This window comes from Pseudomonas sp. B22129, from assembly GCF_044218875.1.
Taxonomy (GTDB): Bacteria; Pseudomonadota; Gammaproteobacteria; order Pseudomonadales; family Pseudomonadaceae; genus Aquipseudomonas.
The window spans coordinates 6,148,831-6,173,482 of sequence record NZ_CP162592.1 but is presented as its reverse complement, the minus strand read 5'-3'; the positions used below and the strand labels follow the sequence as shown (position 1 = coordinate 6,173,482).

Sequence of the window (24,652 nt, the reverse complement as noted above, 5' to 3'; positions counted from 1 at the left end):
AATTAGAAATTGGCTTCCAGGGAAACCGTTACCGTGCGGTCCAGGCCAACGATGTACGCCGGGTCGCCGTCGCGGAAGCCGCTGTAGGAGGCCGCGTTGGTCTTGGTGGTGTACACGCCGTCCAGGTATTTCTTGTCGAACAGGTTGTCGACGTTCAGGCGCAGGGTCGCGTCCTTGACCACTTTCTTGTCCACGGGCAGGTAGATACCGGCGCCGAGGTTGAAAATGGTGCGGCCGGAAATCGCCTCATCGTTGGTCAAGTCACCAAAAAGCTTGCTGGTGTATTTGCCGCCGAAGGTGCCGTAGAAGCGGCCGTCGTCGTAGCCGATGTTGGCCGCCAGCATGTTCTTCGGCACGTTGGCAAACTGCTTGCCGCTGGTGGGCAACACGATGGCCTTACCGGCGTTGTAGACGGTCAAATCGTCCTGCTGCTCGGCCTTGGTGTAGGTGTAGGAGGTGTAGTAGTTGAAGTGGTTGGGCAGCAGGCCGCTCCACTCCAGTTCCAGGCCGCTGTTGTTGACGGAGCCGGCGTTGATGTCGGCGAAGTCACCGTTGATGTCCTTGGACGAGACCTGGCGATCCTTGAACTGCATGTAGAACAAGGTAGCCGCGACCGTCATGTCTTCATCGGTAAAGCGCCAGCCCAGTTCATGGTTCCAGCTGGTTTCCGGCTTGGAGTTGATCGAGTCCAGGCCCTTGTCGTACAGCACGTAGTTCTGCGGAATCCGCATGTTGCGAGACAGGCTGTAGAACAACTGGTCACGCTCATCCAGCTGGTATTTCAGGCCCGCGTTGGGCAGCAGTTTGTTGTAGCTCTGGTTACGTTTTTCCGGCTGCTCGGTGAGGCTGCCGTGGTTGGTGCCGTCACGTTTGACGTTCATGTAGGCCAGGCCCGCAATCAGGGTCCAGTCCGAATTGATGTACCAGGTGTCCTGGGCCCAGACCTTTTGCGCCGGGGTGATGGTGAAGCGGTCGCGGCCCTGCACGGTGTTGCCATTGGCGTCGACCACGGCGTTGCCGTCAGGCCAGGTGTCGCTTGGTTTGCCGCTGTTCTTCAGGGCAATGAACGGCTGGGTCTGGCTTTGGCGCGCGCGCTCATACCAGTAGCCGAATTGCAGGCTGTGGTCGCCCAGGTCCCAGTTCAGTTTGGTGGTGATGCCCGGGCGCCAAGTCTGGGTGCGCGAAGGGCGGTAGTACACGCCAGTGGTCGAGGAGCCGTCGGCGTTGTATTGCGCGGCGGTGGGCAGGTTACCCAGGTCGAAAACGCCGCCCTGGTTCGAGCCGCGGTTCAGCGCATAGCTGGACGAACCCACGCCACTGCCGTTGCCCCAGTAGTAATACGGGATGACGGACAGGGCCAGGTTGTCGGCCAGTTTGAATTGGGTGTTGAGCACGCCGGTAAAGGTCTGGAACGGGTTCTGCGCCAAGGCGTAGTAGCTGTTGACCTTGCCGTTGCTGCCCAGGGCCGGGTTGGCGGGGTAGGGGTCGTACTTGCGCCCGTACTGTTGGAACTGCGCCTTGGTCAGCTGGCTGTAACTGTTGTTGTCCTGCTCGTGGTATTTGAGGATCAGGTTGGCGGTATTGCCGTTGCCGGCGTCGAAGAAGCTGTTCCACTCGACCTTGTCCGCACGCACCGCGCCCGAACCGCGCCACATGTCACCTTCGGTGTGCGACACCGACAGCCAGTTGCTCAGGCCATTGACCTCGCCGGTGTTGAGCCGCGCAAAAGTCTTGCGGGTAGCGTTGCTGCCGACGATCTGTTTGACGAACGCCCCGGTTTCCTTGGTCGGGCGAATGGTCACGATGCCGATGTTGCCGCCGCTGGAGCCGATGTGCGGGCCGTCGGCCTCGGACGAGCCTTGGGTGACAAAGATCTGGTCGATGTTTTCCGGGTCGCCCAGCAGGTTGGAATACAGCGCGTAGTTGCCGGAGTCGTTGATCGGCATGCCGTCCACCGACATCCCGACCTGGTCGGAGTTGAGCCCGCGCATGGTGAAGCGAAAGCCCGACAGCCCGGTGTTGTCTTCGCTGGAGATGTTCAGGCCCGGGGTGTACTTGAGCTTGTCGATCGCGTTGCCGGTGGCGGTCTGTTTATCCAGCGCTTCCTTGGTCACGGTGGAGCGGCCCTTGATGCTTTCTTCCTGCACCATGTAGCCGCCGCCGGAGGTGGCCTTGCCCTGCACGCCAATCGTGCCGACGTCACTGTCGCCGGTGTCTGCCATGGCGAACCCATGGCCCATGCTTGCGGCAACGAGTGCCAGATGAATCCGTGTGAACCTCATCACTGTCGTCCTGGTGTCGGGTGCTTATTGCACGCTGTAGTTGAAGGTGGCGGTGAAGCGCTGCTCATTGCGCCCCCCGAAGGCTTGCTCGGGGAACGGCTTGACTTGCTTGATGCGACGCAAGCTGGTGGTAGCGGCCCGGTTGAGCAGCATGCTTGACGTCTGGGTTTGTATGCCGGAGTCCAGCACCCGGCCCTGGCGGTCTACCAACAACCACACCACCACCTCGCCGCTGGGGCGTTCGAGGGACGCCTGGCGCCCGGTGGGATATTGCTTGTAGGTGTCCAGCTCGTTGCGCAGGCCTTTGAGGTAACCGCCTTCGAGCGCCTGGCCATCGACCTTCGGCGGCGCTGGCGGTGCAGGTGCCGGCGCGGTCTGTGCCACAGCGGCGGGGGCCGGTTTGGCGGCAACCGGGGGCGGCGTCGGCGTTGGGGCTGGCTTGGCAACCACGGGCTTGGGCACGGGTTTGGGTTTGGGCTCAGGCTTGGGTTTAGGCAGTGGTTTGGGCGGCGGTGGAGGAGGCGCCGGCTCGGCCTCTTCATCCTCGATCACCGGCGGTGGCGGCTCCTGTTCCACCACCGGCTCCGGGACCACTTCCGGCTCGGGCTCGACCAGCGCCAGCTCGACTGCCGACTCGTCGTAGACCGGCTCGACCTTCAATGTCTGTGACTGGATGCCCATTGCAATCAGCACCAGGGCGATCAGGGCCGGGACACTGCCCAGCAGCTGTCGCGCACGAAACAAGGCGTACATGATCAGGACTTACGCGTGGCAATGGACACGGAGGTGAAGCCACCCAGGCGCAGGGTGTCCATCACTTCCACCAGGCGCGAAACCTCGACGCCCTTGTCACTATTGACGATGATCGTCGACTTGGTGTCCGGCTTCTCGGCCGCCTTCAACGCCGGTACCAAGGCATCCACCGTGAGGTCTTTGCCATCCAGTTGCAGCTGGCCTTCCAGGCCCAGGGTCAGGATGAATTTGTTCTGTGGTTTGAGCTGCTGCGAACTGCTGGCGCTGGGCAGCTGAGTCTTCATGCCGAGGGCCGGAATCACGTTCAGGCTCACCAGTACGAAAAACACCAAAAGGAACATCATCACGTCGATCATCGGGATCAGTTCGATGTGCGCCTTGCGTTTTTTGGGTTCGTCCCAGGTTCTCATTCCGTTACCCCGTCATTGAATTAGGGGCGACACGCTAACAACCAAAAATGACCGATTGGTTAACTTTAATTTACGTTTTGAAGGCTCTAGGAAACGTCTTTCAGGAGATTTACCTTGCAGTTTTGTGACGTAGTGAAATTGACACAATGAACGTACATTCTCGGAGAATTTACTTTCCGAGCCACCTCGTATGCCGACTGCATTGCCTCGATTGACCACATCGCGACTACTCTTGCGGGCGCTGGAAAGCGACCAGGCCGAGGCGCTTTTTACCCTCGCCAACGGACCGAACATTGCGGATAACACGGCGAATATTCCATCGCCCTATACCCTGGAAACGGCGCAAAGCTTTATTGCCGCGATCGAGGAAAAATACCGTGCGGGCGAATTGCTCAACCTGGGCATGCATGTGCACGAAACCGGTGAGTTTGTGGGTATCGTCAGCTTGCGGATCAATGCGCGCCATCACTATGGCCACCTCGGTGGCTGGGTGGCGGCACACTGTCGAAACCGGGGATACGCCGCTGAGGCGGCGAGCGCGATGATGGCGTTCGGGTTCACTCAGTTGGGGTTGCAACGCGTGGGCAGCCAATGCTTTGGCCGCAACAAGGAATCGGCGCGGGTCATGGAGAAAATCGGCCTGCGTTTTGAGGGATGCCTGCGCCAGGCCTTTCTCAAAAACGGTGTGTATGAGGATTTGCTGGGCTTTGCCACCGTGCGCGAAGACTGGGAGCGCTGCTTGTGAGTGGCGTGGATCATGGCCGGCGCCGCGTACTGGGCGGGCTGGCGGTTGCCACGGCGTTTTCGATCCTCAGCCCGTTTGCGCGCAGTGCCGGCATCGATTACCCCTTCACCTTGGGCGTGGCGTCGGGCGACCCGTTACCCGACGGCTTTGTGATCTGGACGCGCCTGGCCCCCTTGTTCAACGCCGCAGACGGCCGTGGCGGGTTGCGCCAGGCGGTGCCGGTGCGTTGGCGAGTCGCCAGCGATGCGGCGATGACGCGCATCGTGCGCCAGGGCGAGGCCACGGCGAGCGAACGTTTCGCCCATTCGGTGCATGTGGAGGTTGCGGGGCTGGAGGCGGGCAGGCCGTATTGGTATCAGTTTGAAGGCTTGGGCGCGCAAAGCCCGGTGGGGCAGGCACGTACCACGCCGCCCTTGCAGGCCATGGCCTCGGCGCGGTTGGGGTTTGTGTCCTGCTCCCACTGGGAACGCGGTTACTTCAGCGCCTATCGTCATCTGGCGGCGGAGCAGCCCGACCTGGTGTTCTTCCTCGGCGACTATATCTACGACAGTTCCTACGCGCTGGATTCGGGCAAGATCATCCGGCCCCACGGCAGCGGCAATGCGGTGAGCTTGCGCGATTACCGCAACCGTTACGCGCTGTACAAAACCGACCCGGATTTGCAGGCGCTGCATGCCGCCGCGCCCAGTGTGGCGACCTGGGATGACCACGAAGTGCAGAATGACTACGCCAACCGCTGGTCCCAGGACCCGAAAATCCCGGTGGCGCAATTTCTCAAGCAGCGGGCGGCGGCCTATCAGGCGTTTTACGAGCACATGCCGTTGCGCACCAGCAGCCTGCCGAAGGGGCCGGACATGCGCGTTTACCGGCGGCTGGACTACGGCCGCCTGGCACGTTTTCACGTGCTCGATGGCCGCCAATACCGCTCCGAGCAACCGTGCATTCCAGCCAATGGCAGCCATCAGGGGCATATCGCCGACAACACCTGCACCGACTTGCGCGACCCGCGCCGCACCATGCTCGGGTGGGAACAGGAAGCCTGGCTTGACCGGGGGTTTGCCGAGTCGTCGGCGCAGTGGAACGTGATCGCCCAGGACCTGCTGGTAGCGCCGCTGACCCAGCGTGACCCGGTCACTCAGGAGCCCGGGCGTTGGACCGATGGTTGGGATGGCTACATGGCCAATCGTGAGCGGATGCTGGCCTCCATTACGCGCAGGCAGGTGAAAAACCCGGTGTTCTGGGGCGGTGATATCCATTCGTTCTGGACCACGGATTTGCATGCCGACGCCAATAACTTGAACTCGCCGGTGGTCGCCACTGAGTTTGTCGGCTCGTCGGTCACCTCGGACGGCCCGCCTTTTGATGCGTTCTCGCAGTTGCTGCCGCTCAACCCGCATGTGAAGTTTTTCGACAGCCGCCAGCGCGGGTATGTATCGGTGGCGTTGACTGAACAGAAGATGCTGACGGATTTTCGCGTGATTACGGACCCGCGTGATCCATTGGCCCCGGTGTCCACACTCAAGTCGTTTGTGGTGGAGGCGGGGCGGGCAGGGGCGATAGCGGTATAGGTTTCTGCGCCTTTCTGTGGGAGCTGGCTTGTCGAATCGTCGCACCGCTGCGATGCTGGCACCTCGGTACATCAGACACACCCGGTTGATGCCATCGCAGGCAAGCCAGCTCCCACATTCGGCCGAGTTCGGCTTCAGCGTTCCTGTAGTCACAACAGCGAGTGCGCGCTGTCAGTCGACTTCATAGCGCACCGACAGCGCGCCCTTTTTCTCCGACAGGGCCAGAATTGTCACCTGGCCCAACTCGCTCAACGCCTGCACATGAGTGCCACCACATGCATAGGCGGGCAACTCGCCAAAGCCGACTTCCCGTTTGCCGTCTTCCAGGTTCATATGCCGTGGATAGCCAGCGGCGATCCACTGGTTGATCTGCTGCTGAATCACCTCGGCATCCATGCTTCGGGCGGCCTCCCCACGAATGAAAGTGACTTTGCCTTCGCCCGGCCAGTGATGGGCCTTGATCGGCATCCAGCCCAAGGCTTCCCCGGCATTGCCGATCAAATGCCCGGCGGAATGCAGGCGCGTGTGCAGGGCGCGGCGCTGCTCATCGACCCGCGCAATGATCGCGCCGGGCTCCACGGGCTGGTCCACGTAGTGCACCACCCGGTCTGCTTCCTGAATAACGCGGATGACCTTGCTGTCGCCGAGCCAGCCGGTGTCGAACGGCTGACCGCCGCCCTGGGGATGGAAAATCGTTGATTGAAGGGTGACCGCAAACTGGCCTTCGTGCGGCGTGCAGGCCAGCACTTCAAGCTCGGCGGTCAGGTGGTCGTGGGTGAAAAACAGGCGCTCGGTCATCATTTACATCCGCATCAGGGTTCTACGGGCAGTATAAATAGTGCGTAGATGGGTGATAATCCGTTCAATTATCAATGGACCTGTGCGTCATGAGCATCAATCTTCCTTTGCCGCTGTTGGGTGAAATGGCGGTTTTCGTCAAAGTGGTGGAAACCGGTAACTTCTCCGAGGCCGCGCGGCAACTGAACGTTTCGCCTTCGGCGGTGAGCCGCAGCATTTCACGCCTGGAAAAGGCCTTGGCCACGCGCTTGCTGCAACGCACCACACGCAAGTTGCGCTTGAGCGAAGGCGGTGAAGAGGTGTTCAAGCGTTGCCAGGAGATGGTCAACGCGGCGCGTTCGGTGATGGAAATCAGTGGCCAGTTCACGCATGAGGCCGAGGGGTTGGTGCGGGTCAGTGTGCCCAAGGCGGTAGGGCGCTTTGTGGTGCACCCGCATATGCCCGAGTTCTTGCGGCGCTATCCGAAGGTTGATGTGCAATTGATCCTTGAGGACAGGCATGTGGATTTGATCGATGACAATGTCGACCTGAGTATCCGCATCACCGACAGCCCGCCGCCGGGGTTGGTTGGCCGTCAATTATTGCCCATCGAGCATTTGCTGTGCGCGACGCCGCACTACCTGGCCGAGCACGGCACACCCAGCCACCCCCATGATTTGCTGGAGCACAGTTGTATTTATCTCGGAGAAACCCCAGGGGATTCACGCTGGAAATTCCGCCAGGGCGCCAAGGCCGTAACGGTGGGCGTGCGTGGGCGGTATGCGGCGAACCACACGGGCGTACGGCTGGATGCGGTGCTGCAACATGTGGGGATTGGCAGCCTGCCGTACTTCACCGCGCGCCATGCCTTGGAGACGGGGCAGTTGGTGCAGGTGTTGCCGGCGTGGGATTTTATTGCGTCTTACACTGGCGAGGCGTGGTTGCTGCACTCGCCGACGCGGTACTTGCCCCCCAAGTTGCGGGTGTTTATTGATTATCTGGTGGAGTGTATGGCGCGTGAACCCACACTGCGCCGAAGGTAGGGTTGCAATGCGGTGCAATGTGGGAGCTGGCTTGCCTGCGATGGCATCACCCCGGTTTGGCTGACAGACCGAGTTGCCCGCATCGCAGGCAAGCCAGCTCCCACATTTGGTTTTGTGCAGGTCTGAAAATCAGTGCTTGCTCTGGTCCTGCGGCATGGCCAGCAGCTGTTTTTCCTGGTTCCAGTCGAACGGTTCGTCGTTCTGCTCAGCTTCAAAACGCCGCTCTTCCAGGGCCTGGTACAGGTCCAGTTCTTCGTCGGGCATGAAGTGCAGGCAGTCGCCGCCAAAGAACCACAGCAGGTCGCGCGGGACCAAGTGGGCAATTTGCGGGTAGCGCAGGATGACCTGGCTCATCAGGTCCTGGCCCAGGTACTGGCTTTCGATCGGGTCGATCGGCAGCAGGGCGCGCAATTCGTCGAAACGTTCCAGGAACAGGGTGTGGCTTTCCTCGGGCACCTGTTCGGCTTCGCCGACGGCAACCAGGATGCTGCGCAGGTGGTCGAGCAAGACGAGATGATCGGCAACGACGTTGGACACGAGATAAGTCCTCTAAAGCAAAAACGGGCGCGAGAGTATATAGCCCCCGCGCCCGTATTTATATGACCGCTGGTATCAGCGGACTTTGCCTTCAGTGTGGGTCAGCTCTTCCTTGCTGAAATCATCCACGTCGATCACTTTGCGCCGCGCTGCCTCGGCGTTACGCAGGGTCTGCGCTTCGGCCGGTTGCAGCACGCCCGCGTGCAATGCCGCGTCGATGGCATGCTCGCCGGCAGTCGGTTTGATCTGGCCGCTTTTCAGCGCACTGTGCAGTTTTTTCTGCAGCGGGTGGCTGGCGCCAAGCAGGTCATAGGCATGTTGCAGGGCGCCCACCGGATCTTCCGCCGATTGCGGGCGGTAGCAGCCCGCCAGCAGTTCTTCGAGGGTCGGGTCGCCCTTGGCGCGGCCGATCACGGCAGCGACTTCAGCATCCAGCGCATCGGACGGCCCGGTATGCCGACGCCCGAACGGGAACACGATTACCCGCAGCAAGCAGCCGAGGATCTTGTTCGGGAAGTTGCTCAGCAACTCATCCAGCGCGCGTTCCGACTCGCCGAGGCTTTCTTCCATGGCCCAGGCGAACAGCGGCTCCAGGTGGTCGGGCGAATCCAGGTCGTGGTAGCGCTTGAGTGCCGCCGACGCCAGGTACATGTGGCTCAATACATCACCCAGGCGCGCGGACAGGCGTTCGCGACGTTTCAACTCGCCCCCCAGCAGCATCATGCTCAGGTCGGCCAGCAGGGCGAACGCAGCGGCTTGACGGTTCAGCGCACGGAAGTAGCCTTGGCTCAGACGGTTGCCTGGCGCCTTCTCGAAGTGGCCGAAGCCGAGGTTCAGCACCAGGGTGCTGGCGGCGTTGCTCACGGCGAAACCGATGTGTTGCATCAGCAAACCATCGAACTCTTTCAGTGCCTGGTCATGGTCTTCGCGACCGGCCAACGCCATTTCCTTGAGCACGAAGGGATGGCAGCGGATGGCACCCTGGCCGAAGATCATCAGGTTGCGCGACAGGATATTCGCGCCTTCCACGGTGATGAAGATCGGCGCCCCTTGCCAGTTGCGGCCCAGGTAGTTGTTCGGGCCCATGATGATGCCCTTGCCGCCGTGCACATCCATGGCGTGGCTGATGCACTCGCGGCCGCGCTCGGTGAGGTGGTACTTGAGGATGGCCGACAGCACCGAGGGTTTTTCCCCCAGGTCTACGGCATTCGCGGTGAGCATCCGCGCGCTGTCCATCAGCCAGGCATTGCCGCCGATGCGGGCCAGGGCTTCCTGGATACCTTCGAAGGCTGACAGCGGCACGTTGAACTGTTCGCGCACCTGAGCGTATTGGCCGGTGACCAGGCTGGTGAACTTGGCCGCGCCGGTGCCCACGGCAGGCAGGGAAATCGAACGGCCCACCGACAGGCAGTTCATCAACATCATCCAGCCCTTGCCGAGCATCTCCTGGCCGCCGATAAGGAATTGCAGGGGGATGAACACGTCTTTGCCGGAGTTGGGGCCGTTCATGAACGCGGCGCCGAGCGGCAGGTGGCGGCGGCCGATTTCCACGCCGGGGGTGTCGGTGGGGATCAGCGCAAGGCTGATGCCCAGGTCTTCTTCTTCGCCCAGCAGATGGTCCGGGTCATGTGCCTTGAAGGCCAGACCCAGCAAGGTCGCGACCGGGCCGAGGGTGATATAGCGTTTTTCCCAGTTCAGGCGCAGGCCGAGGGTTTCCTTACCTTCCCATTCGCCTTTGCAGATCACGCCGGTGTCGGGCATGGCGCCGGCGTCGGAGCCAGCGAGCGGGCCGGTCAGGGCGAAACACGGAATATCATCGCCACGCGCCAGGCGCGGCAGGTAGTGATTGCGTTGTTCTTCGGTGCCGTAATGCAGCAACAGCTCGGCCGGGCCGAGGGAGTTGGGCACCATCACCGTGGAGGCCAGGTCACCGCTGCGGGTGGCGAGTTTCATCGCGACCTGGGAGTGGGCGTAGGCAGAGAAACCCTTGCCGCCGTATTCCTTGGGAATGATCAGCGCAAAGAAGCCGTGGGTCTTGATGTGCTCCCAGGCGGCGGGCGGCAGGTCCATGGCCTGGCCGATTTCCCAGTCGCTGACCATGGCGCAGAGTTCTTCGGTGGGGCCGTCGATAAACGCCTGCTCTTCTTCGGTCAGTTGCGCCTTGGGGTAGGCCAGCAGCTTGTCCCAGTCGGGACGGCCGCTGAACAGCTCGCCATCCCACCACACGGTGCCGGCGTCGATGGCATCACGCTCGGTTTCGGACATCGGCGGGAGGACTTTCTGAAACCAGCTGAACAGCGGTTTGGTGAAGTATTGGCGGCGCAGGTCGGGCAACAGCAAGGGGGCCGCCACAAGGGCGATCAACACCCAGAAGATCAGCAGCAGCCAACCCGGTGCGTGGCTCCAGGCGCCCATCGCCAGCAGGTAAACGGCGATCACGCCCAGGGCGGGCAGGGGGGCGACGCGGCGGTGTGCGAGGTAGGCAATGCCGACCACCAGCACCAGTATCCACAACAACAGCATATTCAATCCTCCGTGAAACCAGGGGCGAAACCACCATGGAGCTTAGTCGGCATCCGAAAAAGCGCGGTGATCAGGGTGTAACGAGATTTGGCCGAATCGTCGTTATCTCCCTGGCAGGCCTGTCGTTACACTCAAGGCTTGTCTTGGAGATAAAGCTCATGGATACGTACCTGAGTCCCAGCCGCTTCATCGATAGTGACCACCCTGCGGTGGTGGAGTTCGCGGAAAAACATCGCGGCTCCAGCGCGGATTTTCGTGACCAGGCAGTCAGTCTTTACTACGCGGTGCGTGAGGCGATTCGCTATAACCCGTACACCTTCAGCCGCGATCCAGGCACGCTCAAGGCCAGCTTCGCGCTGGCGACCGGCGAGAGCTACTGTGTGCCCAAGGCCACCTTGCTGGCCGCCTGCGCCCGCCATTGCGGGATTGCGGCGCGCATCGGCCTGGCGGATGTGCGCAATCACCTGTCGACGCCCCGGCTGATCGCGCTGCTCAAAAGCGATGTGTTCGCCATGCACGGCTACACCGAGCTGTACCTGCGCGGGCGTTGGGTCAAGGCCACCCCAGCCTTCAATAGCCAATTGTGTGAACTGTTCGACGTGCCGCCGTTGGCATTCGACGGGATCAATGACAGCGTATTTCACGCGTTCAATCGCCAAGGCCTGCGTTCCATGGAATACGTGACCGATCATGGGCAATTTCCTGACGTGCCGGAGGCGTTTTTCTTCGCCCATATTCAGGCGTGTTACCCGCACTTGTTCGCCGAGGACATGCCGGCGTTGCTGGGCGACATGCAGAGTGATTTAAGCCGCACGTGAACCGGCGTATGCTGCTGCGTTCATCAAGCCATGTTCATCAACAATAAGGCGCGGTCATGCTGAAAATCTGGGGTCGTAAAAATTCGTCAAACGTCAGGAAGGCACTGTGGTGCGCCGAGGAACTCGGCCTGGACTATGAAGCAATTGATGCGGGCGGGGCTTTTGGTGTGGTCGACACCCCGCAATACAGGGCCTTGAACCCCAATGGCCGGGTGCCGATGATCGAAGACGGCGACTTTGTGCTGTGGGAATCCAACACCATCGTGCGCTACCTTTGCGCCAAGCAGGCGTCAGGTTTTTACCCCGCCGACCTGCAAGCCCGCGCCAATGCGGAAAAGTGGATGGACTGGACCACCTCGACGCTCGCCGAACCTTTCAAGGCAGTGTTCTGGGGCATCCTGCGCACCCCTCCTGAAAAGCAGAACTGGGACAGCATCAACGCCGGGCGCCAGGCCTGCATCGACGCCCTCGGCACGGTGGACAAGGCGCTCGCCGATCAGCCCTACCTGTCGGGCAGCGAGTTCGGCATGGGCGATATCCCGCTGGGCTGCTTCATCTACGCCTGGTTCGAAATGCCCATCGAGCGTCCGTCGATGCCTCATCTGGAGGCGTGGTACCAGCGTCTGCAGCAGCGTCCGGCGTACCGCAAAGCCGTGATGACCGCGTTGACTTAATACCCACTATTAATACGGGTGACTGTACTTGTGCGGCGCGGGCAAGCACCATGCTTGTCATGCGCCGCCGTTGAACTACGTGGGCTGCGCCGTCATCTACTCTTTCTATTCCCTTCTTTGGTGCGTATTCCGATATGAGTTCCGCTCTGTCCATCCGGCAGCTAACCAAAACCTACGGCAACGGTTTCCAGGCCCTGAGTGGTATCGATCTGGACGTGGCCGAAGGTGACTTCTTCGCTTTGCTCGGCCCCAACGGTGCCGGCAAATCCACCACCATCGGCATCCTCTCGACCCTGGTCAACAAGACCAGCGGCTCGGTGAATATTTTTGGCCATGACCTGGACAAGTCCCCGGCGGCGCTCAAGCGTTCCATCGGCGTGGTGCCCCAGGAATTCAACTTCAACCAGTTTGAAAAGACCTTCGACATCGTCGTGACCCAGGCCGGTTATTACGGCATCCCGGCGAAAGTCGCCAAGGAACGCGCCGAGCAGTACCTGACCCAGCTGGGGCTGTGGGACAAGCGCGATGTGCCGTCTCGTTCGCTGTCCGGCGGCATGAAACGCCGTTTGATGATCGCCCGCGCTCTGGTCCACGAGCCACGCCTGCTGATCCTCGATGAGCCGACGGCGGGTGTGGATATCGAACTGCGTCGCTCGATGTGGACCTTTCTCACCGAGCTGAACGAGAAGGGCATCACCATCATCCTCACTACCCACTACCTGGAAGAGGCTGAGCAGCTGTGCCGCAACATCGGCATCATCGACCACGGCACCATCGTCGAGAACACCAGCATGCGTAACCTGCTGGGCCAGCTGCATGTGGAAACCTTCCTGCTTGACCTGAAAAACAACCTGTCGGCGCCGCCGCAATTGCTCGGCTACCCAAGCCGCCTGGTGGACAGCCACACGCTGGAAGTGCAGGTGGACAAGGCCATGGGCATCACCGCGCTGTTCACTCAACTGGCGGCCCAGAACATTGAAGTGCTGAGCCTGCGTAACAAAACCAATCGCCTTGAGGAGTTGTTCGTGTCCCTGGTGGAGAAAAATCTGGCGAAGGTGGCGGTATGAGTTCCGAACTGCAACCCAACCTCGTCGCGCTGCAAACCATCGTCTATCGCGAAGTGAAGCGCTTTACCCGAATCTGGCCGCAGACCCTGCTGCCGCCGGCGATCACCATGGTCTTGTACTTCGTGATCTTCGGTAACCTGATCGGCCGGCAGATCGGCGACATGGGTGGCTTCACCTACATGGAGTACATCGTGCCGGGCCTGATCATGATGTCGGTGATCACCAACTCCTACGGCAACGTGGTCTCCAGTTTCTTTGGCAGCAAGTTCCAGCGTTCCATCGAGGAGCTGATGGTGTCGCCGGTGTCGCCCCATACCATCCTGATCGGCTACACCCTGGGCGGTGTGCTGCGCGGCTTGATGGTCGGTGTGATCGTGACCCTGCTGTCGCTGTTCTTCACCCACCTGCAGGTGCATCACCTCGGGGTCACTATTCTGGTGGTGGTACTGACGGCGACGATCTTTTCGCTGCTGGGGTTCATCAACGCCGTTTTCGCACGCAACTTCGATGACATCTCGATCATCCCGACCTTCGTGCTGACGCCGCTGACCTACCTGGGCGGGGTGTTCTATTCCATCACCTTGCTGCCGCCATTCTGGCAGACCGTGTCGCTGGCCAACCCGGTGCTGCACATGGTCAACGCCTTCCGTTACGGCATTCTGGGCGTGTCGGATATCAAGATCAGCGTGGCGATCACCTTCATGCTGGTGGCCACCGTCGTGCTCTACATCGGTTGCGCACGGTTGCTGGTGAGCGGACGCGGGATGCGCACTTAAGCGCAGATCCGCCATAAAAAACGGCCTCCCTGTGAGGCCGTTTTTTATTGAATATACGCAGGGCAATGTGGGAGCAGGCAAGCCAGCTCCCACATGTTTATCGGTGTCTGGTCCTTAACCTTTCTGCTCAGGTTTTCAGCGCCAACTCGATCAATGCGTGCAACTCCTCTACCGGCAGTTGCTCACTCGAAAACAGACTGCGATACACCGTGGGCGCAGCAATCAGATTCAACAACCTGTCCACGGTCGGTCGCACATCAACGCTGCTTTGGTAACGGTCGAGAATAATCTGCAACTGGCCCATCAGGATCTGGCTGCAATAGTCCCTGGGGCGGCTGCACTGCACGTCGCGCATCATGTTGCGCCCAAGCTCCGAACTCATTTCGTCCAGGTATTGCTCGCCCCACGCGCGCAAGTCGCCGCGCAGGCTGCCGGTGTCGGCAGGCTCGCTGTCCGGGCGCAGGCGTTCCAGCGCCACGTCGGCGAGCAGCGCAGACAAGTCGCCCCAGCGGCGGTAGATAGTCGAGGGCGTGACGCCCGCGCGCGCAGCAATCATCGGCACGGTAACGCTGGAACGCTCGTGGGCTTCCAGCAATTCGCGCGCGGCGTTATGCACTGATTCTTGAACCCGGGCACTGCGGCCCCCCGGGCGAAGGCCTTCTTTAATCGCCATGGGTAAAACCTTAACACAAAGAATTTGCTTTAAGCGCTTATGGGTAGCACACTCTGCAAAAGCAAAATATTAGCTTTAGCGGAGTGTGCACATGCCTAGCGTCATTTCTCAACGTTCCAGCCTGGCGTTCCTGGTCATCACGATGTTGACCTTCCTGGCTGCATCCAGCGCACCGACGCCGTTGTATCAGGTCTATCAGGACAGCCTGCATTTCTCCGCAGCCATGCTCACGGTGATCTTCGGCGTGTACGCAGTGTGCTTGCTGGCCGCGCTGCTGACTGTCGGTTCGCTGTCAGACCACGTGGGGCGCAAGCCGGTGATTTTCGTCGCGCTGCTGCTCAATAGTGTGGCGATGTTGCTGTTTATCAATGCTGACAGCACTGGCTACCTGATTGCCGCCCGGGCGCTGCAAGGTTTCGCCACAGGCACGGCTACCGCGGTGCTGGCGGCGACGCTGCTGGACACCGACCGCCTGCGCGGGCCGATGCTCAATAGCCTCGCGCCGCTGTTGGGTATGGCTTGCGGCGCCTCGGGCAGTGGCTTGCTGGTGGAATACGCGCCACGCCCGACCCAATTGATCTACTTCACCCTGCTGGGCCTGATGGTGCTGCAGGCGCTTTATGTGTGGCGCTTGCCTGAAACCGTCAGCCGCCTACCGGGTGCCTTGAAGTCGCTGGCGCCCACCCTGCATGTACCCGCGCAGGCGCGTCGGGCCTTGTGGCTGGCGATGCCGCTGAATGTGGCGGTGTGGGCGCTGGGCGGGTTCTTTTCGTCCCTGGCGCCGTCGCTGGTGCGGGCTGCGACCGGCTCGACCTCGCATTTGATCGGCGGCGGCCTGGTTGCAGTGGTGACCTTGAGTGGCGCGGTGATGATCTACAGCCTGCGTAATCACCCGGCAGACAAAGTCATGCGCCTTTCGGCGGCCCTGCTGGCCGTGGGCGTGGCGGTGTTGCTGGTCGCGGTGCAGAGCGCCAGCCTGTGGCTGTTCTTTGCCGCCAGTGTGGTTGCAGGTTTTGGCTTCGGTGGCGGGTTCATGGGCAGTGTGCGCAGTATCGTCGGCTTGGCGTTGCCCCATGAACGGGCCGGGTTGATGTCGGCGTTCTATGTGCTGAGCTATCTGGCGTTCTGCGTACCGGCCCTGTTGGCGGGTAACCTGAGCCGAGTGTTTGGCCTGATCGCCACCACCGACGGTTATGGCGCAGTGCTCATTTTGTTAGCGGTCGGCGCGCTGGCAGGCTTGCTGATGCAGGGAGCGGCGCGAGCCAAGGCAACGGTTTAGCTGGCGTTAATATCGGTAAAGTAGATAACAGATAGAGATATTACCCGTTATATAGATATTCGATAGGGTTCTACCATGGTCTCAACCTCATGCGAGGAAGAGGATTGCCATCATGACCTGCTCGAATACCATTCGCTACAAACCCTTCAGTCACCTGACCCGTCCACGGGAAGTGATCCGCCAGTTTACCCCCAACTGGTTCGCCGCCACCATGGGCACCGGCGTGCTGGCGTTGGCACTGGCCCAACTGCCGGTCAATCTGCCTGGCCTGCACGCCGTCGCCGAAGGGCTGTGGTTTTTCACCATTGGCCTGTTTGTGCTGTTCAGCGTGCTGTATGCCGCGCGCTGGGTGATGTTCTTCCACGAGGCACGGCGGATCTTCGGGCACTCCACGGTTTCGATGTTCTTTGGCACCATCCCCATGGGCCTGGCGACCATTCTCAACGGCTTGCTGTTGTTCGGCCTGCCGCGCTGGGGCAGCGATGTGGTGCCGCTGGCCGAAACCTTGTGGTGGCTGGACGTGGCGATGGCCCTGGCCTGCGGCGTATTGATCCCGTTCATGATGTTCACGCGCCAGGAACACAGCATCGACCAGATGACCGCCGTGTGGCTGCTGCCGGTGGTCGCCGCTGAAGTCGCGGCCGCCAGCGGTGGCCTGCTGGCGCCGCACTTGGCGGGCGCGCATTCGCAACTGGTGATGCTGGTGACCAGTTACGTGCTGTGGGCGTTTTCCCTGCCGGTGGCGTTCAGCATCCTGACCATCCTGATGCTGCGCATGGCCCTGCATAAACTGCCCCACGCCAATATGGCCGCGTCGAGCTGGCTGGCCCTTGGCCCTATCGGCACCGGCGCCTTGGGGATGTTGTTGCTGGGCGGCGACGCGCCGGCGATCTTCGCTGCCAATGGCCTGCCCGGTGTGGGTGAAATGGCCAACGGCCTCGGCCTGGTGGCGGGCATCACGCTGTGGGGCTTCGGCTTGTGGTGGATGTTGATCGCGGTGCTGATCACCCTGCGCTACCTGCGCGCCGGTATCCCGTTCAACCTCGGCTGGTGGGGTTTCACCTTTCCGTTGGGTGTGTACGCGCTGGCCACGCTGAAGCTGGCGAGCCTGCTGCACTTGGGGTTTTTCAGTGTCTTGGGCAGCGTGCTGGTGGTGGCGTTGGCGTTGATGTGGCTGATCGTGGCCAAGCGCACCGTACAAGGTGCCTATAAAGGTGAGCTTTTTGTTTCGCCATGCATTGCAGGACTAGCGAATAAGTAAGCGGGATTAGGTAAAGTCGTGGCCTGAAAAAACACAAAAGCCTTCAGGCCACGCAGGAACACGGACGATGAGCCACCCCTCACAATTCACCTTGCTGCGCACACGGCGTTTCCTGCCGTTTTTCATTACCCAGTTGCTGGGCGCCTTCAACGACAACATCTTCAAGCAATCGCTGATCCTGGCGATTCTCTACAAACTCACCATCGACGGTGACCGCTCTATTTGGGTCAACCTCTGTGCGCTGTTGTTTATCCTGCCGTTCTTCCTGTTCTCGGCGCTGGCCGGGCAGTTTGGCGAGAAATTCAACAAGGATGCGCTGATCCGCGCGATCAAGATCGGCGAGATCGTGATCATGGCCGTGGGGGCCACGGGGTTCCTCACCAACCACCTGGAGCTGATGCTGCTGGCACTGTTTGCCATGGGCACGCACTCCGCGCTATTCGGGCCAGTGAAGTACTCGATTATGCCGCAAGCCCTGCATGAGGACGAGTTGGTGGGCGGCAACGGCCTGGTGGAAATGGGCACGTTCCTGGCGATTCTGGCGGGCACCATCGGCGCCGGGATCATGATGTCATCCACCCATTACGCACCGGTTGTGGCGGGTGCGATTGTTGGTGTGGCGGTGCTGGGTTATCTGGCCAGCCGCAGCATTCCGCGGGCGGCGGCGTCCACGCCGGGGTTGCGCCTGAACTGGAATATCTTCAGTGAATCCTGGGCCACCTTGCGCCTGGGCCTGGGGCAGACGCCGGCCGTTTCGCGCTCCATCGTCGGTAACTCGTGGTTCTGGTTTGTCGGGGCGATTTACCTGACGCAGATTCCGGCCTACGCCAAGGAATGGTTGTACGGCGACGAAACCGTGGTGACGCTGATTCTCACGGTGTTCTCGGTGGGCATTGCACTGGGCTCGATGCTCTGCGAAAAGCTGTCCGGGCGTAAGGTGGAAATCGGCCTGGTGCCGTTTGGCTCCTTTGGCCTGACCGTGTTTGGCCTGCTGCTGTGGTGGCATTCCGGCGGCTTCCCGCAGAACGTGCAGGCCAACGACTGGCTGGCCGTGCTCAGCTACGGCAAAGCCTGGTGGGTACTGTTCGACATTCTTGGCCTGGGCGTGTTCGGCGGCTTCTATATCGTGCCGCTGTACGCACTGATCCAGTCGCGCACCGCCGAGAACGAGCGGGCGCGGGTGATCGCGGCCAACAATATTCTCAACGCGTTGTTCATGGTGGTCTCGGCCATCGTGTCGATCCTGCTGTTAAGCGTGGCCAAGCTGTCGATCCCCGAATTGTTCCTGGTGGTGTCGCTGCTCAACATCGCGGTCAACACCTATATCTTCAGGATCGTCCCCGAATTCACCATGCGTTTCATGATCTGGCTGCTCAGCCATTCCATGTACCGGGTGGAGCATCGCAACCTGGAAGCAATTCCGGATGAAGGCGCGGCGTTGCTGGTGTGCAACCACGTTTCCTTTGTCGACGCGCTGTTGATCGGTGGCGCGGTACGCAGGCCGATTCGCTTTGTCATGTACTACAAGATCTACCGTTTGCCGGTGCTCAATTTCATCTTCCGTACAGCGGGGGCGATTCCGATTGCCGGGCGCAACGAGGATATCCAGATTTACGAAAAGGCCTTCACGCGGATTGCGCAGTACCTGAAGGACGGCGAGTTGGTGTGCATCTTCCCCGAGGGCAAGCTGACGGCTGATGGTGAGATGAATGAGTTTCGCGGTGGCGTGACGCGCATTCTGGAGGAAACGCCGGTGCCGGTGATTCCGCTGGCGTTGCAGGGGTTGTGGGGGAGTTTCTTCAGCCGCGATCCGAACAAAGGGGTTTTTCATCGGATCTGGTCGCGGGTGGTGCTGGTGGCGGGTGAGCCGGTCGAGGGGCCGACGCCGGCGCGGTTGCAGGAGGTGGTAGGTGTGTTGCGCGGGAGTAAAAGGTAAGGCCTGAGGGCCTCATCGCAGGCAAGCCAGCTCCCACATTGGACCGTGTTCACAGTTCAATGTGGGAGCTGGCTTGCCTGCGATAGCGGTAGTGGCCTAAGCGCTGATCTTGAGGCCAACCAGCCCGCAAATGATCAACGCCACACTCGCCAACCGGAACAACGCCATGGACTCCCCAAACAGAATAATCCCCGCAATCACCGTGCCCACGGCGCCCACACCGGTCCAGATTGCATAGGCGGTGCCCAGCGGCAGTTCCTTCATGGCCAGCCCGAGCAGGCCGAGGCTGATGGCCATGGCGGCAATCGTCAGGGCGGTGGGCAGTGGCTTGCTGAAACCGTCGGTGTACTTCAGGCCGACGGCCCAGCCGACTTCAAACAACCCGGCAAAAAACAGAATGATCCAGGACATGCTGACCCTCTCTATAAAATAGACGTGGGGTCGTCCCCGGATTAGGCGCTTGAGAGCGTCGCGGGGTCGTCCCCGCGAAGCCCGGTAGAGTGCCGAATATTGATCGGACGATCAAGTTTGCGGCGTGTTTTCCAAGATGCGGCGGTCTTCCTTTTCGCTCATGCGGCGGAAGTAGGTCGACAGCAAAGCCCCGGAAATATTGTGCCAGACGCTGAACAGCGCACTCGGCACTGCCGCCAGAGGCGAGAAGTGCGCGCTGGCCAATGCGGCGCCCAGCCCGGAGTTCTGCATGCCCACTTCCAGCGCCAGCGACTTGCGTTGCGCCAGCGGCAATTTGAACAGCCGGCCGGTGAAGTAGCCCAGCAAGTAACCGAAACTGTTGTGCAGCATCACCACGGCCATGATCAACAGGCCCGACTCGGCAATCTTCGCCTGGCTCGCCGCCACCACTGCGGCGACGATGATCACGATGCTCACCACCGACACCAGCGGCAGCACCTCCACCGCATGGCGAACGCGCTCGCCCAACACGCGCTGGGCGATAACGCCGAGCACGATCGGCAGCAGTACCACCTGCAGGATCGACCAGAACAATTCCATGAACGATACCGGCAGCCAGGCCGAGGCCAGCAGCCAGATCAGCGCGGGCGTCAGCAGCGGGGCGAGGAGGGTGGTGACGGCAGCGATGGCCACCGACAACGCCAGGTCGCCCCGGGCCAGCCAGGTCATCACGTTGGACGAAGTGCCGCTCGGGCAGCAACCGACCAGGATCACGCCGACGGCAATTTCCGGCGGCAGGTGGAAGGCCTGGCACAACAACCAGGCCACGCCCGGCATGATCACGAAATGCGCGACCACGCCCAGTGCCACGCGCCACGGATGGCGAGCGACTTCGGCGAAGTCTTCAAGTTTGAGGGTCAGCCCCATGCCGAACATCACCAGGCCGAGCAGCGGCACGATGGCGCCTTTCAAGCCGATGAACCAGCCGGGCTCAAGGAAGGCGAGCACCGCAAAAATCAATACCCAGTAGGCGAAGGTATTGCCGACGAAGCGGCTCAGGGCGGCGAGTGCGCGCATGGGGATGTCCTTGCTATTAGTTTGTGGAAGTGGAATGCAATCAAATGTGGGAGCGGGCTTGCTCGCGAATGCGGAGTGTCAGTCACCAGATACATTGACTGATCCACCGCATTCGCGAGCAAGCCCGCTCCCACAGTTTGATCTTCACAGGGCTTAGATGCCTTGCGGGGTTTCTTCGCCGCCGAGTGCTTCAACCAGCGCCGGCAGGAATTCGCCGAACGTCAGCATCATCAAGGTAAAGCTGGCATCCAGTTGGCCCAGCGCTTCATCACCACCGTCCTGTTCGGCCTGATCCTGCAGCAGGTCTTCGAATTTCAGGCGCTTGACGGTCATCTTGTCGTCGAGCATGAACGACAGCTTGTCCTGCCAGGCCAGCGACAATTGGGTCACGACTTTGCCGGTGGTCAGGTGCAGCTGGATTTCTTCGCCGGTCAGGTCCTGGCGCTTGCAGCGCACGATGCCGCCGTCTTCGTGGGTGTCGCGCAGCTCGCACTCGTCAAGGACGAAGAAGTCGTCGGCCGGTTTCTGGGTGGTGACCCAGTCGGTCATGATTGCGGTTGGTGCGGTTTTTACGGTGAGTGGGCGAACCGGCAGGGTGCCGATCACTTCACGCAGGGTGGACAGCAAGTCTTCGGCGCGTTTCGGGCTGGCCGAGTTGACCAGGATCAGGCCCTGTTTCGGCGCGATGGCGGCGAAGGTCGACGAACGACGGATAAAGGCGCGCGGCAGGAAGGCCTGGATGATTTCATCCTTGATCTGGTCGCGTTCCTTCTTATAGACCTTGCGCATCTGCTCGGCCTCGATTTCTTCGACTTTCTCTTTCAGTGCGTCACGCACCACGCTACCCGGCAGGATGCGTTCTTCCTTGCGCGCGGCGATCAGCAGGAAGTCACCGCTGACGTGAACCAGGGGAGCGTCCTCACCTTTACCAAAAGGGGCGACGAAACCGTAAGTGGTCAACTCCTGGCTTGCACAAGGGCGCGCCAGCTTGGTGGCCATGGCCGCTTCCAACGCCTCGGCATCAACAGGCAGATCTTGGGTCAGGCGATAGATAAGCAGGTTCTTGAACCACATGGGGTGAGTCTCTCCTTTATACAAAGGGGGGCATTATTCTCTTGATCCGGGCTGAGGCCAACCCTGCCTAAGCCATTGGAAGGCCTCAAAAAAAAGATTTAAGAAAGTGCTTGCCAGACTTAAGGTCGCTCCGTAGAATGCGCGCCACACCGAAACGAAGGGTGATTAGCTCAGCTGGGAGAGCGTCTGCCTTACAAGCAGAATGTCGGCGGTTCGATCCCGTCATCACCCACCATTCGCTTCATGTGTTACGCGCAGCGGTAGTTCAGTCGGTTAGAATACCGGCCTGTCACGCCGGGGGTCGCGGGTTCGAGTCCCGTCCGCTGCGCCATATTCGGTAACCTGGAACACTGAACGCCAGGTCACCACGGAAAGCCCGCTCATTGAGCGGGCTTTTTGCTGTCCGGGGTTCGCAAAAGCCCGTCGATATCAAAAACGCCGCCGATCATTTCCGATGATCGGCGGCGTTTTTTATTGGCGGGTCAGAAATCCCAGCGCGTGCTCACCATGACGTTGCGCGGTTCGCCATAAGCGGCGGAGTTATAGAAGCCGATATTGGTGTAGTAGGACTTGTCGAAGATATTGTTGATGTTCAGCGTTGCCGACACGTTCTTGGTGATCTGGTAGCGGGTCATCAGGTCTACCAGCCAGTACGCGTCCTGGGAAAACTCTTCATAACCTTTGTGCGGTGTGTTGTAGATGTCCTGCCAGCCCACACTCTGCCAGCGCACGCCGCCGCCAACCGTCAGCTTGTCCAGGTCGCCCTTGAGTTTGTAGGTGGTGTACAGGCTGACCTGGTCTTCAGGTTCGAACGTGGAAATCTTCTCGTCTTTGTCGTCGCGCACGATCTTGTGGGTGTAGCCGGCCTGCAACTGCCACCCGGGCGCCAGCTCGCCGGAGACTTCCAGCTCGTAGCCCTTGGTCACCGCCTTGGTACCCTTGAACGCATAGTTGCTCGGGGTCGGCTTCTGGTTGTTGTAGTCGTCGTCGGACAGCGAGCGGTTGGTTTCGTGGATTTCAAAATACGCGGCGCTGGCGTTCAGGCGGCCGTCGAAGAAGTCGGCTTTCAGGCCCAGCTCGTAGTTCTGGCCTTCGTCGGGCTCAAGCAGTTTGTTGTTGCGGTCGCGGTTGTAGCTTTCCTGCGGCATGAAGATGTCGGTGTAGCTGGCATAGACCGAGTAGGTCTCGTTGAGGTCGTAGATCGCACCGACGTAAGGCACGAACCGCCCGGACTCGCGGTAATTGGGGTTGTAGCCGGTGACCTGATAATTGACCACGCGCCCGCCGAGCAGCAGCTTGAGGTCATCGGCCAGGTTCAGGCGGGTGGTCATGTACACGCCCGTCTGGCGCACGGTGTCGTCGATCCGCGATTGCGCCTGGCCCCAGTCCGGCATCGTGGCGTGGCCGTGCCAGTTGTTGAAGTCGACCATGTTGGGCGCGAGGTTCCAGTAACCTTTGCCTTTCCATTCGGACGCGCTGATCGAGCCGCCCAGTACCAGTTCATGCTCGCGACCACCGAGGCTGAAGGGCCCGCTGGCATACAGGTCCGCCGAGTCGCTGACCGTGTCGCCGGTGTATTTGCCCGACGTGATATTCGCTGTGCCGTCGGCGCGCGGCTCGTCGCCCTGAATCGAGCCCATCAGCGCGTGGTAACCGTTGATCTTGTGGTCCAGTTGCAGCTTGGTCACCCAGCCATTGCCCAGGTCGTGTTCGAGCATGGCGAACACGGTGCGGGTGTATTGCTCCCAACTGCTCCAGGTGGCGGCGTTGTTGAACGAGCGTTTTACGCTGTTGCGATCGCCGTTGGCATTGATCAGCGGGAAGCTGCCGGACCAGGAGGAGCCTTTGGGCAGGCTGTCCTGGTAGTCGCCGCCGACGGTCAGCAGGGTGTCGGGCGACAGGTCGAATTCGAGGATGCCGTAGTAGGTCGGGCTCTTGCGCGAGTAGTGGTCCATGAACGATTGCTTGTCCTGGTAGGCGGCGACCGCCCGGCCACGCACATTGCCGTTTTCGGTCATTGGGCCGCTTACGTCGAGCTCGCTGCGGTAATTGTCCCAGGAGCCGGCACCCAGGCTGGCATGGCCCTGGAAATCTGCGGTAGGTTTTTTGCGCACCAGGTTGATTGTCGCGCCTAGCGAACCGGCGCCGGTCAGCAGGCCGGTGGCGCCCTTGAGCACCTCCACACGGTCGTAGATCGCCATGTCGCTCAGCGTGTTGCCTGCCGAGTAGGCGACGTTGCGCGCGGTGGAAGGAATGCCGTCGTACTGAAAGTTATTGATGGAGAAACCCCGGGCGTAATAGTTGCTGCGCTCGGTGTCGAAGGCCGACACGGTGATGCCGGGTGTATGGCGCATCACATCGTCGACATTGTTCAGGCCAAAGTCATCCATGTGTTGGCGGGTCACAACGGTGACCGATTGGGGTGTTTGCTTTGGGGTCAGAATAAGTCGAGTGGACGTCGCAATAGTGCCTGGCGTGTAGGAGCCGGTGCCTTCGGTGACGTTGCCCAACTGGTTGGCGGTGACCTCGGTGGGGTTCAACTCCATGGGGCCGTCGCCGGCAACCGGGGCGGGTTGCAAGGCGTAGACCTGATCGCCTTTCACCGCGCGATAACCACTGCCTTGCAGCAAGCGGTCAAAGCCGTCCTGTATCGCGTAGTGACCCTTCAGATCGGGGCCATTGAGGCCTTGCAGTGCCTGGGCCTGGAACACAATGGCCACGCCCGCCTGTTGGGCAAACCGGTTAAGCGAGGCGCCCAACGGTCCGGCTGGAATGTCATAAACCTGGGCGGCGGTAGTGGTCGTGTCCGCTTGGGCCACAAGGCTGCTCAACGCCGTGGCGGTGAAGATGGCCAGGGACAATGGCGCGCCTTTCAGCAGGCTAAAGCGACCGCGGGAGTAGGAAGGGGTGTGCATGGTTGAAGGCAATCCTTTAGGTGTCGAATTACCACTCTTGACGGGCAGCCTCA

General features: G+C 60.8%; 21 protein-coding genes and 2 tRNA genes. 12 read left to right on the top strand and 11 right to left on the bottom strand.

Going from position 1 to position 24,652, the window contains the following annotated elements:
- Nucleotides 1-2 precede the first annotated feature (2 nt).
- The 3 genes from AB4P94_RS28005 to AB4P94_RS27995 are packed head-to-tail and all read right to left on the bottom strand — an operon-like array spanning nt 3 to nt 3,445.
- The gene (locus AB4P94_RS28005; protein ID WP_395608359.1) at nt 3-2,282 is read right to left on the bottom strand and encodes a TonB-dependent receptor; all 2,280 of its coding nucleotides are present in this window, start codon (nt 2,280-2,282) and stop codon (nt 3-5) included.
- A gap of 24 nt (nt 2,283-2,306) precedes the next feature.
- The gene (locus AB4P94_RS28000; RefSeq protein WP_395608358.1) at nt 2,307-3,035 is read right to left on the bottom strand and encodes an energy transducer TonB; all 729 of its coding nucleotides are present in this window, start codon (nt 3,033-3,035) and stop codon (nt 2,307-2,309) included.
- Nucleotides 3,036-3,037: 2 nt separating this feature from the next.
- Entirely contained in the window at nt 3,038-3,445 is a 408-nt protein-coding gene (locus tag AB4P94_RS27995; protein ID WP_005786670.1) for a biopolymer transporter ExbD, read from the bottom strand.
- Nucleotides 3,446-3,635: 190 nt separating this feature from the next.
- On the opposite strand from AB4P94_RS27995, the gene AB4P94_RS27990 reads away from it, so the two are divergent.
- On the top strand, nt 3,636-4,190 hold the full coding sequence (locus AB4P94_RS27990; RefSeq protein WP_395608357.1) for a GNAT family N-acetyltransferase: 555 nt from the start codon (nt 3,636-3,638) through the stop codon (nt 4,188-4,190).
- Nucleotides 4,187-5,758, top strand: a complete 1,572-nt coding sequence (locus AB4P94_RS27985; protein ID WP_395608356.1) for an alkaline phosphatase D family protein — start codon at nt 4,187-4,189, stop codon at nt 5,756-5,758. The genes AB4P94_RS27990 and AB4P94_RS27985 overlap by 4 nt, the downstream gene beginning before the upstream one ends.
- A gap of 171 nt (nt 5,759-5,929) precedes the next feature.
- Here the strand turns inward: AB4P94_RS27985 and AB4P94_RS27980 are convergent, their stop codons facing one another.
- Nucleotides 5,930-6,556, bottom strand: coding sequence for an alanyl-tRNA editing protein (locus AB4P94_RS27980; protein ID WP_395608355.1), 627 nt, complete (start codon nt 6,554-6,556; stop codon nt 5,930-5,932).
- Nucleotides 6,557-6,645: 89 nt separating this feature from the next.
- On the opposite strand from AB4P94_RS27980, the gene AB4P94_RS27975 reads away from it, so the two are divergent.
- Entirely contained in the window at nt 6,646-7,578 is a 933-nt protein-coding gene (locus AB4P94_RS27975) for a LysR substrate-binding domain-containing protein (RefSeq protein ID WP_395608354.1), read from the top strand.
- A 129-nt stretch (nt 7,579-7,707) separates the two neighbouring features.
- Here the strand turns inward: AB4P94_RS27975 and AB4P94_RS27970 are convergent, their stop codons facing one another.
- Nucleotides 7,708-8,115 carry a PA2817 family protein gene (locus AB4P94_RS27970; protein ID WP_010567536.1) on the bottom strand — a complete coding sequence of 136 codons (408 nt, stop codon included), beginning with the start codon at nt 8,113-8,115 and terminating at the stop codon, nt 7,708-7,710.
- A 75-nt stretch (nt 8,116-8,190) separates the two neighbouring features.
- Nucleotides 8,191-10,638 carry an acyl-CoA dehydrogenase gene (locus tag AB4P94_RS27965; protein ID WP_395608353.1) on the bottom strand — a complete coding sequence of 816 codons (2,448 nt, stop codon included), beginning with the start codon at nt 10,636-10,638 and terminating at the stop codon, nt 8,191-8,193.
- Between the two features lie 158 nt (nt 10,639-10,796).
- Here AB4P94_RS27965 and AB4P94_RS27960 point away from each other — a divergent pair, with 158 nt between their 5' ends.
- From AB4P94_RS27960 to AB4P94_RS27945, 4 genes are all read left to right on the top strand, one after another.
- Complete coding sequence (locus tag AB4P94_RS27960; RefSeq protein WP_395608352.1) at nt 10,797-11,456, top strand: transglutaminase family protein; 660 nt, start codon at nt 10,797-10,799, stop codon at nt 11,454-11,456.
- Between the two features lie 56 nt (nt 11,457-11,512).
- On the top strand, nt 11,513-12,130 hold the full coding sequence (locus AB4P94_RS27955) for a glutathione S-transferase family protein (protein ID WP_395608351.1): 618 nt from the start codon (nt 11,513-11,515) through the stop codon (nt 12,128-12,130).
- A gap of 134 nt (nt 12,131-12,264) precedes the next feature.
- Complete coding sequence (locus AB4P94_RS27950) at nt 12,265-13,197, top strand: ABC transporter ATP-binding protein (RefSeq protein ID WP_395608350.1); 933 nt, start codon at nt 12,265-12,267, stop codon at nt 13,195-13,197.
- On the top strand, nt 13,194-13,973 hold the full coding sequence (locus AB4P94_RS27945; RefSeq protein WP_053128662.1) for an ABC transporter permease: 780 nt from the start codon (nt 13,194-13,196) through the stop codon (nt 13,971-13,973). Before AB4P94_RS27950 ends, AB4P94_RS27945 begins: the two co-directional genes overlap by 4 nt.
- Before the next feature lie 127 nt (nt 13,974-14,100).
- Here the strand turns inward: AB4P94_RS27945 and AB4P94_RS27940 are convergent, their stop codons facing one another.
- Entirely contained in the window at nt 14,101-14,646 is a 546-nt protein-coding gene (locus AB4P94_RS27940; protein ID WP_395608349.1) for a TetR/AcrR family transcriptional regulator, read from the bottom strand.
- Between the two features lie 91 nt (nt 14,647-14,737).
- Between AB4P94_RS27940 and AB4P94_RS27935 the strand changes: the two genes are divergently transcribed.
- The 3 genes from AB4P94_RS27935 (at nt 14,738) to AB4P94_RS27925 (ending at nt 19,122) form a co-directional block, all read left to right on the top strand.
- Entirely contained in the window at nt 14,738-15,925 is a 1,188-nt protein-coding gene (locus AB4P94_RS27935) for an MFS transporter (protein ID WP_395608348.1), read from the top strand.
- 112 nt (nt 15,926-16,037) lie between these two features.
- Nucleotides 16,038-17,186, top strand: coding sequence for a TDT family transporter (locus tag AB4P94_RS27930; protein WP_395608347.1), 1,149 nt, complete (start codon nt 16,038-16,040; stop codon nt 17,184-17,186).
- Between the two features lie 67 nt (nt 17,187-17,253).
- A complete protein-coding gene (locus AB4P94_RS27925) occupies nt 17,254-19,122 on the top strand; it encodes an MFS transporter (protein WP_395608346.1) in 1,869 nt (622 codons plus the stop codon).
- Nucleotides 19,123-19,218: 96 nt separating this feature from the next.
- Here AB4P94_RS27925 and sugE read toward each other — a convergent pair whose 3' ends face one another.
- The 3 genes from sugE to rdgC form a co-directional block, all read right to left on the bottom strand.
- On the bottom strand, nt 19,219-19,533 hold the full coding sequence (sugE, locus tag AB4P94_RS27920; protein WP_017136389.1) for a quaternary ammonium compound efflux SMR transporter SugE: 315 nt from the start codon (nt 19,531-19,533) through the stop codon (nt 19,219-19,221).
- A 111-nt stretch (nt 19,534-19,644) separates the two neighbouring features.
- The gene (locus tag AB4P94_RS27915; RefSeq protein WP_395608345.1) at nt 19,645-20,610 is read right to left on the bottom strand and encodes a bile acid:sodium symporter family protein; all 966 of its coding nucleotides are present in this window, start codon (nt 20,608-20,610) and stop codon (nt 19,645-19,647) included.
- Between the two features lie 153 nt (nt 20,611-20,763).
- Nucleotides 20,764-21,684 carry a recombination-associated protein RdgC gene (gene rdgC, locus AB4P94_RS27910; protein WP_003172886.1) on the bottom strand — a complete coding sequence of 307 codons (921 nt, stop codon included), beginning with the start codon at nt 21,682-21,684 and terminating at the stop codon, nt 20,764-20,766.
- A 159-nt stretch (nt 21,685-21,843) separates the two neighbouring features.
- Here rdgC and AB4P94_RS27905 point away from each other — a divergent pair.
- Nucleotides 21,844-21,919, top strand: a tRNA-Val gene (locus AB4P94_RS27905).
- 19 nt (nt 21,920-21,938) lie between these two features.
- Nucleotides 21,939-22,015 (top strand) — tRNA-Asp (locus tag AB4P94_RS27900).
- 151 nt (nt 22,016-22,166) lie between these two features.
- Here the strand turns inward: AB4P94_RS27900 and AB4P94_RS27895 are convergent.
- Nucleotides 22,167-24,599 (bottom strand): TonB-dependent siderophore receptor, encoded by a 2,433-nt coding sequence (locus tag AB4P94_RS27895; protein ID WP_395608344.1) that lies wholly within the window; start codon nt 24,597-24,599, stop codon nt 22,167-22,169.
- Between the last annotated feature and the right edge of the window lie 53 nt (nt 24,600-24,652).